Consider the following 12,169-nt stretch of genomic DNA (forward strand, 5'->3'; position numbering starts at 1 on the left):
GAGGGTAGCACAAGTCATCGCTTGCGCTCGCATCGCAACTCGAGGCCACGCCGTCGGCCGATCTCAGCGATCCCGATCAGGTTGTAAGGCGTCCCCTCATAAAGCACACGGTCGGCCGTGGTGAGATTGCCGACGTAGCGGATGCGGAATGTGATGGTGATGTTCTCGGCTTCGCCGAACGTGCGAGGCGTCTCGTCAGCGGTCTCACCGATCATCTCGGCGCGAAGGCTGGTGGCGAGGTTCACCCAGGATAGCGTGACAACGCCGGTCGGGCTCTTTGTCTCACCGTTGGAACGCTGCAGCGTGATCGTTCTCGAAAGTCTACCAGCGCGCATCTAGAGGCTCCACCTAATGACGGCTTCGACGTTGAGGACGCCATGCGCAAAGTCAGGGTCCGGGTCGCGAAGCCAGCGGACGTTCCTGGCTTCAAAGAAATCGATAGCGCAGTCCACCATGACGAGCGGCGCGAGCAACGCGCCGTGCAGCGCGAAGCCGATAGCCTTCGCCAAATCGCCGCCAGCGTCGAGCGCCCAGATATGTAGGTCTAGCAAGACGCGGGCGCTGTATTGCCTGCCGGAATTATAGCCAAGATATTCGGTTTGCGAGCCCGCCATGATGACGGAAGGCAGCTGCTCACGGCGCATGCTGCCGGTGCGAATTTGATCGGCCGCAACGAGTGCAGTGACGGCCGGTGTTGAAGAAAGGCGGGTGTTGATGGCGGTCTGAAGCGCCAGGGATGGTTCGATCATGACCGTTGCCACGCGGCTTTGACCAGCTTGCCGAGTGCGAGCTTGATCGCACGTTGCCCGCGCGGGCCGAAAACCCGAACGATCGGCCAGAAATAGGGTTGAGCCGCCATCTTGGAAGTGCCGTATTCAATGAGATGCGGATAGCGAACGACGTGGTTGCCGACGGTGATGATGGCTTCGTTGTTCGCGGCGATGCGCGAACCGCCTGGCTGCGAATAGGCAGGCGTCGATTGACCAGGTGTGGTGACGGCCACTGAATCCTTCAGGTCGCCGCTATCTTCCGGCGCTGCGCGCTGAATACGGCCGGCGATCTTGTTCGCCTCGATGACCAGCTTAGGCTGAACAGCCTTCGCGACGGCGTCGGGAAGCTCCCGCATGACCTTGTCGAAGGCTTGAAGCTGTTTGGAATACGCCATCAAAGCACCCATTCACGGTAAGGGCGAATGAGATCGCGGACGCCAAAAGGCACTTCATTCGCGCCAATGCCGATTAAGACGGCCTCGCGCTGCTCATACCAGGCGGCTGCAAGCTGAAGCACGGCTTCGGTAAGGGTAGCCGGCATCGGATCGATGCTGGCTAGATCCTTTCCGATGTGATCAGAAATCCACTGTTCGGCCGCCGCGATTTTGTGGGTCAGCAAGGCATCGTCATCGGTGCCGATGAGGTTCATGTGTGATTTGAGAAGGGCAAGGTCGGTCATGTTTCCTCTTGAGGCTCTTCAACCTCGGCAGCCAATTCCGCCCAGACTGCATCTTCGTTCAGGTCGTTTTTCTTCAATGCGGCGAGCTCTTCTGGGATGAGACCCTTAGCGGTGATGGGAGGCGCACCTTCCAGAGACGCACTGGACAGCAGACCGAATCCGCCGCGATCAAGCGGGACGATCAGATAGCCCCACTCTTCAAGTTCGGAGCGGACGTCCGAAAGGAACTTCGCGCGCAGCATTGACCGGCGTGAGACAGACTTTAAGGTGACGTTGCTGATGCGGGCTCGCGTCTTGCCGTAGCGTTGCATCATGAGGGCGAAAAGGCTGGCGACCGTCGCTGGTGTAGGGAGCATGTTCAAAATCCTTTTTTGGGTTCGACATGATCCTGATACAGGATTTTATGACTGGCGCAAGCTGAAATATTTATATTTGTGCTCTCTTGCACGGTGCTCCTCCCGCCGGTCCCTACGGATGCTGGCAGGTCAGAGACCACCCCCCGGGCCCAAGTCGGGTCGAGTTCATCGAGCGTGACGCCTGGCTTGGCTAGAATGGTTTTGGTGATTGCCCGTTCGACGGACATGCCTTGGTGAAGGCGGGTCATGATCGTTCTTACAGGGATTCCATAGTCGAGCGCCCATTCCCAGATGGGTTGAGAGATGCCTTCGAACGTAAGGGTGTAGTCGCGCGTCATTCGGGTCTTCCTTGATAGTTGCGCGCGGATAGTCTCTCCGCCAAACTGGGCTTTGAGGGGAGAAAGCAACAATGGCTTGGGGATTCGAACGCGGCCGGATTTACAATCGGCGTCGAGACATTCACGCGCACTTCGGCGGGCAGCAGCAAGGCGGAATTATCACGCCTGCCGCTCACCAGGTTGTAATCGTCATCACAGGTGAGGAAGGACTTGAACACGGCTATGCCGACCGGCTTCTTGCCGACGGCACGTTTGAGTATTTCGGAGAAGGACAAAGAGGAGATATGCAGATAGCCCGCGGCAACGCTGCGATCGCAAATCACCTGTCGAATGGTTGCGATCTCCTTCTTTTTCGAAAGCTCCCAGCAGGTCTTCGCTTCGAAGGCGAGATGGTATGCGCGGGCTATCACAGACAAGAGGCACCTGATCGCGACGGCAACATGCGCCAAGCGATCGTCTTTGAACTGCGCGCGTTGGAGGCGGTCGAGGAAGCCACACAACAAGTGGAGCCACAGATAGGCCGCGATATCGACGCGCTCCGCGCACGTGCGTTCGCGGCGTCGGTAGAAGCCCCAGGCCGGAGAGTGGCCGAGAGCACCATAATCCAGCGCAGCCGTGATGTGCGCGACTACGTCGTGGCTCGCGCAAGAGGAAATTGTGAGAGCTGCGGCCAAGCCGCACCGTTCCTTAGGCCGAACGGCGTCCCTTATCTTGAGCCACATCATATTCGTCGGCTCAGCGATGGCGGACCTGACAATCCCCGCTTCGTGATCGGGCTTTGCCCAAACTGCCACCGGCGTGCGCATTCTGGAGCAGATGGGCGTGACTACAATGCTCGGATGCTTGAGCGTATGGTCGAGATTGAGCCTGATTGATCGAACGCCAAAAGAGTTCATGGCTGCCGCTCCTGTCGTTGCTTAAGGCTCGAATGACAGGGTGACGCGGCCATCGGCTGCCAGTTAGATCGGTCCCAAAAGAGCCGCTTGTCGCCACGATGCGGGACAATGTGATCGACCATATTAGCGAGCCGGCCGCAGGCGCACGCGCAATGGCGGTTCTGTGGCATGGCGAGGAACGCCTTGCTTTCCTTCTCCCACTTGGAGTCGTAGCCGCGTTCGCGGGCCGACGGCCTAGTGCGATCGAAGCGTGCCTTGCGGGTCCGGTCGCGCACTACCTGACAAGCGCAACGCGGCTCCGCGGGAACGATCTTGCCACATTGGCAAAGGTGTGGGGGGCGGGTCATTGGGTCTGACGCGCCAGCACTCGCAATCTAGCGATGCCTTCCCGGACCTGTTCCGGGCTTACAGTTTCGAGCGGATCATATTCGGGCGTCTCTTCGGCGCTGCCGTGAATGGCCTTCAGCCTGGCGACGAGGCCACGCTGGGCGACGATGATCTCCGCAGGCGTTGCCGCCCATGTGTCGGTCGGCGACCAGCCTAGCCAGCCTGTGCCGATCTCGAAGAACTGTTCAAGGCCGGCTTCGATTGAAAATTCTTTGCCCGCCTTCTCGCGGGTCTCAGCGGGATGTTCAGCGTCGGCATCGATGCCGAAACAGAATGCCACGAACAGGGACAGGTCATCGCAGAGCGACGAGAGAGAACGAACGCCCTTGTCGGCGACGATCTCTAGAAGGTCGCGGTAGGCGGCCGGGTCATCAGTGGCGGCCATCACAACATCGGCGATGATACCAAAGTTGCCGTGATTGAGGCCGTGCACGACCATGCCCAGGCCGTGCTTGTGCTGAAGGATGCTTGCGGCCCGCAATGACGGTCGCAGCCGCAAAGCATGGCTGCCTTGCCGGATGACGATGGTTTCAGGTGCGAGCCGCATGTTCGTTACGCCGAAATCTTCAGCTTAGCGAAGCGGTCAGGGTTGGTGACGTCGCCACCGACACGCTTGCGGCTGTGAAGAACAACGATGCCGTTCTTCGCCCGCGTGTAGGGGTCGGACAGGATGCTGAAGTCGGTGCGATCGACAATACGATAGCCGGANGATGCCGTTCTTCGCCCGCGTGTAGGGGTCGGACAGGATGCTGAAGTCGGTGCGATCGACAATACGATAGCCGGACCAGTCGCCGAACACGATCGGGAACTTGCCGGCCGCGACATCGGGGAAGTCGACCATTTCGATAACCGGACGACCAAGCAGCGAGGATGGCTGACCGGCCTGTAGACCGGGCTGCCAGAGATAGTTGCCCTGGCTGTCCTTCCACTTGCGCACGATGCCGAGCGTGTTGCGGTTCATCGCCCATGCGCCGTTCTGCGCATGTGCTGTCGGGATCGCGCTCATGACGTCGATGAGCTTATCGCCGGGGTTTGTGGTCGGGAAGTCAGCGGCAACGCCAGTCTTCACTTCGGCGATGCCGGTAGCGACGAGAATGCCCTTTGGGCGATCGGTGCCCGTGCCGTCAACGAACGCCTTGCCTTCGGCGATGGCGAACGACTCGGCAAGATCGCTGGAAACTTCGGCCTCGACATTATAGGCGGCATCTTCAAGCAGCTGCCGGCTGATCTCGACAAAGGTTGCCATCTCCCACGGCGTCAGCGTGACCTGTTCATAGGACGGGCCGCTTTCGGTGCGGTCGGCGATCTCGCTAACCCAGGTCGCGGCGGTCGAGCCGATGCGGCGAGGAAACTTGATCTCTGAACCGGCGATGGTCACGACCTTGGCGTATTGGCGAAGCGGGCTGAAAAGGCGCAAGGCCTTGAGAATCTCCCCGCTGAATTCGGTCGGTGCGAGATAGCCGGCGGTCGCATCCGTCGCGACCGTAAGAGCCTTCACGTCGATGTCTTGAAGACCTCGATCGCCACGTCGGAGATACGTGCCGAATGCTTTTGCTTCAGGCGTAGGGTTGTCGTTGTCGGCGACGGGAACATTCGAGTTCGCGGCAGCCGGGCGGTTCATCTTGGCTTCGAGCTTTTCGAAGCGTTCGGTGAGCTTGACGCTATCGCCAGACTTGGCCTCGACAGCCTTCAGGCGATCATCGACCGTTTTAGTCAGGTCGGCGAGTGCCTTGGTGACGACGTTTTCAGTGTCGTCGGCTTCCTTCAGTTCGAGGGCGCCGGTAAGCGCCCGCCTATTTGCAGTCTTCATTGTCAGTGGCCTTTTCGTAAGAGCGCCGTGGCGCGGTTGAGCGCATCGGCGATGCCGAGAGCCTTGATTGCCGACTTCGCGCTGGTGACGCGCGCGCCGGGATGCATGGGGAGAGACACAAGGCTCGCCTCAAGCAATTCGAGTTTTGAGATAGTCCGGCCACCGCCGACGCGGGCCAGGGCCTTGCGGGTGACGAAGCCGATGCTGATACCGCGCACCGCGCCAGACTGGACCAGGGCGCGAACCTCACGGGCGCGTGCAACGTCATCGACCAGAAGCCGGCCCTTCAGACGCAAGCCATCCGGTGCTTCAGTCGCTTCTGTCCAGACGCCAATAGGCTCGTTCTGGTCGTGGCCGAACAGCATGGTAAGCGGGAGCTTGACGCCAGCGAAAGCGCCCTTCTCGATGATGTCGCCGACACGATCGGCAGAGCCGAAAGGCCATGCCAAGCCCTCGATGTCGCCGGTTTCATCGGTTGTGAATTTCGTTTCGAGAACGAGCTTATCCATTGGGGAGTGCCTGGCCTTCCGTTGTCGGTGCCGGCGTGCCGCTCCAGACTGCTTGCAAGACCGCTACCGCGATCGGGAATGGTTCGGTGAGTGGACGCTTGGCCGCGTAGGTGTCAGCAAGGGCGGCCGCTTCCTTTGGCGTGGTGCCGCCGCCGATGAGCGAAAGCCGGATGATCTCGACAAGCTCGGCGTGGCGGAAGTTGCCTTCAGGAAAGCGAAGGCAGAGCGAGCCGATGCCCGCCCCGGTCTTGCGTTCAAGTTCGATGATGAGGTCGGGCGTGAGCGCAAAGGTGCGCTCACCGTCACCGAAGAATGCGACGTGCTCGTTCATGCCGCCGCCTTGTCGGCGGTGCCGTTGTCATTTTGCGCTGAAGGTGCGCCTGGCGTGATATTCGGATTTGCCAGAACGTCGCCGCCTTCCAGCGGTTCACGGTTCAAGCCGGCGCGAACCTCGTTGGCGGTGATCGCGCCCATGGCACGATACTTCTGATAGGTCTCGGCGCGGGTCGCTGAATTGGCGGTCATGAGGTCGTCAATGACGAACTCGACGTAATGGGTTTTGCGCTCTTCAGGCGTGAGCAAGACGCGGGCGTAAGCCCATTCCCATTCATCCAGCCACGAGCGCAGCGTGAGCGTCAGGAACGATTGAAACATCTCTTCGGCGTTCGACCAGGTGGCGCGGGAAAGCTCGAAAAGCAGATGAGGCGGAACGCGGAAAACGCGGGCGATCTCGTTGACCTGTTCAACGCGCATCTCAGCGAATTGGGCGTCGGTGCTGGTCAGCGCTATCTGTTCGTATTTCCAGCCGTCATCGAGCACCATGGGTTCGGTGAAGCTGCCGGACGAAGTAGCGGCCCGGTAGGCGGCCTTGATCGCGGCGATGACCTTCGAACCGGAGGTGCCGCCCTCACCGCCCTTTTTGTTGTCATTGTAGAAGAGCGCGGACGGCTTAGCGCCACCGGCGAAGAGCTGCGATGCGTGCCGCTCTAAGATCGTAGCCAGGGCGATGGCTTCGCGGCCGGCTTTGATCGGCGCGAGGCTAAGAGGCGACGAAACATGAAGGACATCGCGGAAATCATAGATCCACTCGCGAGTGCCGACGCGCCGAACGTAGACAGGCTCGCCAGTCAGCTCGTTCGTTTTGATGGTGACGGTTCGAGGGTCGAGCCGAATGAACTCTTGTGGCTTGCCAGCTCCAACACGGATAGCCAGGGCATATCCGTGATCGTGCAGGAGCGCGTCGGCAGTGAGCGTGGCGCGAAGCTGCCCGGCCGAAGTCCACTCATTGGCTTCGTCATGCACAAGGCGATAGGCCGGATGATCGTTAGCGGTTCGCTTCCCGCCATCTGCCCCTGCTACAAAGATTTTGGCGGGAAGCGAACCAATCGTGCCCGCGATGAGCACGATAGCTGAATACACGGCCGGGACACGAAGCGCGGTCGCGGCATTGATCGAAGGTCCGGCTACTGTCGGAAATGCACCGAACAAGTCGAGCGCCAGAGGGTCAGTAAGCGATATCGATTTCTTTTCGATATCGCCACCGAACAAATTCTTGAACAACTCAACGGGACGCTTGAACAACACAACCTCGAACTTGATTTCGAGGTTATTGTCTCACGTTCATAGATAGGAGCAAAGTCCTATATCTTTCTTTATCGAGGTTTACTTTTCGGGCGATTTATGATCTAAGCTGGTAATCGGCAGCTTGAAGTCAATCCGGTTTATTCCATCGCTCATTGCCTGGACCATCGTAACGGCGGCATCGCCAATGTAGATGCCACCGACTGACTGGTCGGCGTGGCCTGTGATCAGGTCCGACACGTCGCGATTGACGCCGTAGCGGGCCAGGGCGGTTTTGAGCGTGTGCCGGAAAGAGTGGAATACCTTTCGGCTGTCGTTGATTCCGACAAGCGGCTTAAAGCTTCGCAGGAACCAGCGGTTGATTTTGTCCTCTGGCTCCCAATCAGGGAAAAGCCGCTCTTTGCCCTTGCGGCGCAGCTTGTCGACGTAGGGAAGAAAGCCGAGCCGGATGAGAGCATCATGCACCGGCACGATGCGCTTTGATCGAACGTTTTTAGATGCCAAAGAGAGATTGATGACCGGAACGCCTTGCTCTTCATAGATGTCGGCAAGCCGTATTCTGGCTATCTCGCTTGACGATCTCGCACCGGTGTAGAGCGCCAGCAACAGCGCCCATTGTGGCGTTTCGTATCGCGCTGGGTGCTTGAATAGCTCATTGCCGAAGATCGCCTGTAGGTCGTCCTGTGTGAATGGAACGCGGGTCGGCTCTTGATAGCCCTTGCCCTCGTCAACGCGGATGCCAGCGGCCGGGTTAGCGTCGACCAGCCCATTGTTTGCACCCCATCTGAAGATGCTCGACAGGTGCGACAGCCATTTAAGATTGATCGTTTTCGGGTCGAGCGTCGGGATCGGCTTTTCGAGCTTGCCGTTCGCCTTGATCGCCTGTGGCAGTGTTAGACCAGGGAAGCGGGCGGCGTAGCGATTAGGTGTCTGTAGCAGAGCGCCCTTGTAGCCGAGGATATCAGCGCGGGTGATCGACCGGACCGGCATCGCACCGCCCATGAACTCGTTGAACATACGAACCGCGACCTTGTGCTCGCTCATGGTCTTGTCAGCTAGGTTCCTTGCGCCGGCCGTGCGCTCCTTGTGGAAGGCAACGAGCACGTCGTCTAGCGTTGCACCTGTGCCACGATCTTGGGCCGTCATGGGCGCTGGCGGCCCTGGCGCGGTCAACAGAGCGCTCTTCGGTTCGCCCGGCACGACAACGCCCTTGTTTCGCTCATCGAAGCGAGCGAAGGCGTCTAGCTGCACTTCGGCGAGGGCGCGCAATAGGTCGCCGCGTGGGAGTGTCGGCGCAAGCCCCTTCGCTTCAAGATCGTCGGCGGCATAGCCTATCAGCGCTTCGGCTTCGTCGCCGTCGATCTGGCCTGCCACGACTAGCCGAAGCAGGCTTGCACGGCGTGGCGCGAACAATGCCTGTGTCTCGGCGACGGCGCTTGATCCGGCACCCGCCCGCTCGCGATCGTCGGCCTCAAGTTCAGCTTGATAGTGCGCCTTGGCCGCGCTGGTGGTTGTTGGCCTGGTCGCGGTGAACTTTGCCTGCGCGTCATCGATCGTCGCCAGAAAGCCATTGATGACGCCGTGCGCTGCGCGTTCCGCTGACCGCTTGTCCGCGTCGAGCGGAGCGACCAGTTCGCGCTTGCCGATGATCCCACGAAGTTCGAGCGGCACCGTGACACGGACGACGTATCGGCCGCGCTGGAAATTGACATATTTCATGGTGCTGGCTAGCCCTTTTTGTAGCAGGCATTGTAGCACCATTTGGAGCCGAAACCCTTGCAACGCAAGGGTTTTCTTTATGGATCAATACCTTAAGGGGGTCTGGCGGAGAGAGCGGGATTCGAACCCGCGTTACGGTCTCCCGTAAACACACTTTCCAGGCGTGCGCCTTCAACCACTCGGCCACCTCTCCGTCCTTGCATTCGCGCCGGCCGGTTTTGCCACGCGGGTTGGGGAGATGCATCCCTTTGGGATTTGCGGGAAGACCCGCTTGATGGACACCGCCAACCAGCGGATGCCCTTCCCGGCGCCCGTCAATCAAACGGGCGCGGGGCTCATCTAGTCGATCCGGCGCCGAATGCCAAGCCATAACGGCAGTCTATTCGCTTTGCCGTCCACGCATCGTTTCACGGGGCGTTGAACGCCTCCGCTTCTAAGGCGCTTCGGTTCTGAATGGTGTGCACGGGCAAGGCGGCAGGGCCGGCCGTGCTTGACTTCGCCCCTCGCCACCTGTCGAGTGCGGCGGAGGCTTTGCGGGGGCAACGTCCAGACATGACATCGAGCAATGAACAGCCGGCCAGCGGAACGCCGGCCGGAGGCATGCCAGGCGGGCTGACGCCCGCAGGGCGTCCGGACAGCGGGCTGTCCTTCGTGCCCGTGGTCTGGCTCCTCTTCGTCATGGCATGGTCGGTCTACTGGCTGGTCTCGGCGCGGTGGCTGTTCGAGAGTTCCGGCCTGCCGGACAGGGTCTTCTATTTCGTGCTTGGCGGACTGGCCTTCGACATCGTCACCATCGTGTGGGGGCTTTATCTGCTCGGCCTCGCCTTAAGCCGTTCCGCGCGCTTTCCGCGTCATTTCACCATCTGGCAGATCACCACCATCGCCTGGCGGCTGGCCGAGCAGGTCTATGCGCTGACCGTGCCCGATTTCACCGTCTCCGCCAGGGAGCTTGCGATCGCCGCCACCGAAATCGTCATCGGCCTTTTTTGCATTTACTTGCTGCGCCGCCGCGACGAGGCCAAGGCCTTTTATGCAAGGCCGGAAGCGCAGGCACCGTCAGCCTTTAGTTCGATCGTCGCCGCCCTGGCCGGCATCATCCTCGGCGCCGTCGTCGGCACTGTCGCCGGCTTCGCGCTCGGCGCGGGGATCGCCGAAGCCACCGACATCAGCTGTTTCGAAGGCGGCTGCGGCTACTTCGCGGTGTTCATCGGCCTTGCCGGGCTGGTGGTCGGGGCCATTGGCGGCGGCGTCCTCAGCGTCTGGCTCGTCCATCGGCGGAGCCGAAAAGTGGCCATAGGCGGGCGATAGGCTTCAAATTCGCGTATGGCGATTGCACGCCGGGCGTGCGCATTCTATTCCTCGCCTTTGACCGGAAGGTCCTCGGGAGGAACTTGAGGACCGGGGAAGATTTCGATGCTGCGTTTTTTGTTTCGCCTCGCGGCCATGGTCGCACTCTCGGTCGCCGTCATCATGGCCGTGCTCGACGCGACGCGCTCGGTGGCGGCTTCCGCATTGGTCATGACGCCGCTGAATTCGAGCTGGCTGGCGGTTTCGCCCGACACCCGCGCGGCCTTCGAGACCTTCGTGCGCGCCAAGGTCAATCCGATGATATGGGATGGCGGCATCGCCTGGGTGCTTGCCCAGCCCGGGTTTGCCGTGTTCGCGGTGCTTGCCTTCATCCTCTATGCGATCGGCTACCGGCGCCGGCGGCGCGGCGGAGAATTCGCGCCGGGCTGATGGGTTGTCCCAGCGGACTTGAGACGACAATGTGGCAATCGCCCACAGCTGTCACCGTCTTGGGCATGTTTTTCCAACGGGGGGCATGCTTTTCCAAAAGGTCAAAATTCCGCGTGAATTTTGTTTCGGGCCGTGCCAGATTGCCTTGAGCGGGAGGGGAGTACACTCCTGGCTGATGCCGCATGCCTGCCGGAGAACCGGGCAGGCGGACGGCGCGTAACGGAAAAAAATAACCGACAGGGTGTGGATCACATGAAACGTATCGTTCTCGGCCTCCTGGCCGCAACCGCAATGGTTCTTCCGGCTTTCGCCGCGGATGTCCAGCCGGCCATCCTTTACGATCTCGGCGGCAAGTTCGACAAATCCTTCAACGAGGCTGCCTATCACGGCGCCGAAAAGTTCAAGACCGAGACGGGCACCGCCTATGTCGAGTTCGAAGTGTCGAACGCCTCGCAACGCGAGCAGGCGCTGCGCCGCTTCGCCGAGGACGGCCGCAACCCGATCGTCATGGCCGGCTTTGCCTGGGAGGATGCGCTGAAGGTGGTCGCGAAGGAATATCCCGATCTCAACTTCGCCATCATCGACGATGCCGTCGATATGCCCAATGTCCGCTCGCTGGTCTTCAAGGAAAACGAAGGCTCCTATCTCGTCGGCATCCTGGCGGCGATGGCCTCGAAGTCCAAGAAGGTGTCCTTCATCGGCGGCATGGACATTCCGCTGATCCGCAAGTTCGAATGCGGCTATGTCGGCGGCGCCAAGGCGGCCGGTGCGACCGATGTCATCCAGAACATGACCGGTGACACGCCCGCGGCGTGGAACGATCCGGCCAAGGGCGGCGAGATCGCCAAGACGCAGATCGACCAGGGCTCCGACGTCGTCTATGCCGCGGCCGGTGGCACCGGCGTCGGCGTGCTGCAGGCGGCGGCGGATGCCGGCAAGCTCGGCATCGGCGTCGATTCAAACCAGAACGGCCTGCAGCCCGGCAAGGTGCTGACCTCGATGCTGAAGCGCGTCGACGTTGCGGTCTACACCGCCTTCATGGACGGCAAGAACGGCACCTTCAAGGGCGGCCTGCAAAATCTCGGCCTCAAGGAAGGCGGCGTCGACTACGCCATGGACGACAACAACAAGGCGCTGGTCACCGACGAGATGAAGGCTGCCGTCGAAAAGGCCAAGGCCGACATCATCGCCGGCACGATCCAGGTGCACGACTATACCGCCGACAACGCCTGCCCGTATTGATTGATAAGAATTCGCTTACGAACCGCCGGGTAAAAGCCCGGCGGTTTTGTTTGAGGGCTTTAAAGGACGTTGAGGATTGGCGGAGGTCTCGGCGACGTCCGATCTCCCCCCTTGCGGGGGAGATGCCCGGCAGGGCAGAGGGGGG

General features: G+C 60.6%; 16 protein-coding genes, 1 tRNA gene and 1 pseudogene. 4 read left to right on the forward strand and 14 right to left on the reverse strand.

All coding sequences use genetic code 11. The features are described 5' to 3' along the window. Positions 1-14 precede the first annotated feature (14 nt). Genes X757_RS148860 through X757_RS148835 form a run of 6 tightly spaced genes read right to left on the reverse strand, consistent with a single transcriptional unit; the run spans position 15 to position 2,143 of the window. Positions 15-335, reverse strand: coding sequence for a phage head closure protein (locus X757_RS148860; protein ID WP_023726538.1), 321 nt, complete (start codon positions 333-335; stop codon positions 15-17). Then, the gene (locus tag X757_RS148855; RefSeq protein WP_023726539.1) at positions 336-749 is read right to left on the reverse strand and encodes a DUF3168 domain-containing protein; all 414 of its coding nucleotides are present in this window, start codon (positions 747-749) and stop codon (positions 336-338) included. Continuing rightward, positions 746-1,165 (reverse strand): HK97 gp10 family phage protein, encoded by a 420-nt coding sequence (locus tag X757_RS148850; RefSeq protein WP_023726540.1) that lies wholly within the window; start codon positions 1,163-1,165, stop codon positions 746-748. The genes X757_RS148855 and X757_RS148850 overlap by 4 nt, the downstream gene beginning before the upstream one ends. Beyond that, a complete protein-coding gene (locus X757_RS148845) occupies positions 1,165-1,449 on the reverse strand; it encodes a head-tail connector protein (RefSeq protein ID WP_023726541.1) in 285 nt (94 codons plus the stop codon). The genes X757_RS148850 and X757_RS148845 overlap by 1 nt, the downstream gene beginning before the upstream one ends. Continuing rightward, on the reverse strand, positions 1,446-1,805 hold the full coding sequence (locus X757_RS148840) for a hypothetical protein (RefSeq protein WP_031251342.1): 360 nt from the start codon (positions 1,803-1,805) through the stop codon (positions 1,446-1,448). The genes X757_RS148845 and X757_RS148840 overlap by 4 nt, the downstream gene beginning before the upstream one ends. Positions 1,806-1,807: 2 nt before the next feature. After that, positions 1,808-2,143 (reverse strand): hypothetical protein, encoded by a 336-nt coding sequence (locus X757_RS148835; protein WP_023726543.1) that lies wholly within the window; start codon positions 2,141-2,143, stop codon positions 1,808-1,810. A 440-nt stretch (positions 2,144-2,583) separates the two neighbouring features. Between X757_RS148835 and X757_RS1000000168965 the strand changes: the two genes are divergently transcribed. Next, a complete protein-coding gene (locus X757_RS1000000168965; RefSeq protein WP_245275074.1) occupies positions 2,584-3,018 on the forward strand; it encodes an HNH endonuclease signature motif containing protein in 435 nt (144 codons plus the stop codon). A gap of 364 nt (positions 3,019-3,382) precedes the next feature. On the opposite strand, the gene X757_RS148825 is transcribed toward X757_RS1000000168965, so the two are convergent. The 8 genes and pseudogenes from X757_RS148825 to X757_RS148800 form a co-directional block, all read right to left on the reverse strand. Continuing rightward, a complete protein-coding gene (locus X757_RS148825; RefSeq protein ID WP_156933437.1) occupies positions 3,383-3,865 on the reverse strand; it encodes a hypothetical protein in 483 nt (160 codons plus the stop codon). A gap of 113 nt (positions 3,866-3,978) precedes the next feature. Beyond that, positions 3,979-4,251, reverse strand: a complete 273-nt coding sequence (locus tag X757_RS1000000169705; RefSeq protein ID WP_373432838.1) for a phage major capsid protein — start codon at positions 4,249-4,251, stop codon at positions 3,979-3,981. Beyond that, positions 4,199-5,236 (reverse strand): annotated as a pseudogene (locus tag X757_RS01000000164885) (phage major capsid protein); the annotation flags it as partial. The gene X757_RS1000000169705 and the pseudogene X757_RS01000000164885, both read right to left, overlap by 53 nt. A gap of 2 nt (positions 5,237-5,238) precedes the next feature. After that, the gene (locus X757_RS148820) at positions 5,239-5,745 is read right to left on the reverse strand and encodes an HK97 family phage prohead protease (RefSeq protein ID WP_023726547.1); all 507 of its coding nucleotides are present in this window, start codon (positions 5,743-5,745) and stop codon (positions 5,239-5,241) included. Continuing rightward, positions 5,738-6,076, reverse strand: a complete 339-nt coding sequence (locus tag X757_RS148815) for a gene transfer agent family protein (RefSeq protein WP_023726548.1) — start codon at positions 6,074-6,076, stop codon at positions 5,738-5,740. Before X757_RS148815 ends, X757_RS148820 begins: the two co-directional genes overlap by 8 nt. Next, complete coding sequence (locus tag X757_RS148810; RefSeq protein ID WP_023726549.1) at positions 6,073-7,326, reverse strand: phage portal protein; 1,254 nt, start codon at positions 7,324-7,326, stop codon at positions 6,073-6,075. Before X757_RS148810 ends, X757_RS148815 begins: the two co-directional genes overlap by 4 nt. A gap of 81 nt (positions 7,327-7,407) precedes the next feature. Next, positions 7,408-9,045 (reverse strand): site-specific integrase, encoded by a 1,638-nt coding sequence (locus X757_RS148805; RefSeq protein ID WP_023726550.1) that lies wholly within the window; start codon positions 9,043-9,045, stop codon positions 7,408-7,410. A 103-nt stretch (positions 9,046-9,148) separates the two neighbouring features. Next, positions 9,149-9,238, reverse strand: a tRNA-Ser gene (locus X757_RS148800). A 359-nt stretch (positions 9,239-9,597) separates the two neighbouring features. Here X757_RS148800 and X757_RS148795 point away from each other — a divergent pair. The 3 genes from X757_RS148795 (at position 9,598) to X757_RS148785 (ending at position 12,024) form a co-directional block, all read left to right on the forward strand. Then, positions 9,598-10,353 carry a hypothetical protein gene (locus X757_RS148795; protein WP_023726551.1) on the forward strand — a complete coding sequence of 252 codons (756 nt, stop codon included), beginning with the start codon at positions 9,598-9,600 and terminating at the stop codon, positions 10,351-10,353. A gap of 105 nt (positions 10,354-10,458) precedes the next feature. Then, positions 10,459-10,782, forward strand: coding sequence for a hypothetical protein (locus X757_RS148790; protein ID WP_023691865.1), 324 nt, complete (start codon positions 10,459-10,461; stop codon positions 10,780-10,782). 252 nt (positions 10,783-11,034) lie between these two features. Further along, the gene (locus tag X757_RS148785; protein ID WP_023683177.1) at positions 11,035-12,024 is read left to right on the forward strand and encodes a BMP family protein; all 990 of its coding nucleotides are present in this window, start codon (positions 11,035-11,037) and stop codon (positions 12,022-12,024) included. Positions 12,025-12,169 lie beyond the last annotated feature (145 nt).

The organism is Mesorhizobium sp. LSHC412B00 (genome assembly GCF_000503035.1).
In the GTDB taxonomy this organism is placed as follows: Bacteria; Pseudomonadota; Alphaproteobacteria; order Rhizobiales; family Rhizobiaceae; genus Mesorhizobium.

What these genes read in the sequence shown, in the direction of transcription:
- X757_RS148835 (WP_023726543.1), bottom strand. Translation starts at nt 2,143, where the DNA reads ATGACGCGCGACTACACCCTTACGTTCGAAGGCATCTCTCAACCCATC.
- X757_RS148825 (WP_156933437.1), bottom strand. Translation starts at nt 3,865, where the DNA reads ATGGTCGTGCACGGCCTCAATCACGGCAACTTTGGTATCATCGCCGAT.
- X757_RS148805 (WP_023726550.1), bottom strand. Translation starts at nt 9,045, where the DNA reads ATGAAATATGTCAATTTCCAGCGCGGCCGATACGTCGTCCGTGTCACG.
- X757_RS148790 (WP_023691865.1), top strand. Translation starts at nt 10,459, where the DNA reads ATGCTGCGTTTTTTGTTTCGCCTCGCGGCCATGGTCGCACTCTCGGTC.
- X757_RS148855 (WP_023726539.1), bottom strand. Translation starts at nt 749, where the DNA reads ATGATCGAACCATCCCTGGCGCTTCAGACCGCCATCAACACCCGCCTT.
- X757_RS148820 (WP_023726547.1), bottom strand. Translation starts at nt 5,745, where the DNA reads ATGGATAAGCTCGTTCTCGAAACGAAATTCACAACCGATGAAACCGGC.
- X757_RS1000000168965 (WP_245275074.1), top strand. Translation starts at nt 2,584, where the DNA reads ATGCGCCAAGCGATCGTCTTTGAACTGCGCGCGTTGGAGGCGGTCGAG.
- X757_RS148850 (WP_023726540.1), bottom strand. Translation starts at nt 1,165, where the DNA reads ATGGCGTATTCCAAACAGCTTCAAGCCTTCGACAAGGTCATGCGGGAG.
- X757_RS148815 (WP_023726548.1), bottom strand. Translation starts at nt 6,076, where the DNA reads ATGAACGAGCACGTCGCATTCTTCGGTGACGGTGAGCGCACCTTTGCG.
- X757_RS148785 (WP_023683177.1), top strand. Translation starts at nt 11,035, where the DNA reads ATGAAACGTATCGTTCTCGGCCTCCTGGCCGCAACCGCAATGGTTCTT.
- X757_RS148840 (WP_031251342.1), bottom strand. Translation starts at nt 1,805, where the DNA reads ATGCTCCCTACACCAGCGACGGTCGCCAGCCTTTTCGCCCTCATGATG.
- X757_RS148845 (WP_023726541.1), bottom strand. Translation starts at nt 1,449, where the DNA reads ATGACCGACCTTGCCCTTCTCAAATCACACATGAACCTCATCGGCACC.
- X757_RS148860 (WP_023726538.1), bottom strand. Translation starts at nt 335, where the DNA reads ATGCGCGCTGGTAGACTTTCGAGAACGATCACGCTGCAGCGTTCCAAC.
- X757_RS148795 (WP_023726551.1), top strand. Translation starts at nt 9,598, where the DNA reads ATGACATCGAGCAATGAACAGCCGGCCAGCGGAACGCCGGCCGGAGGC.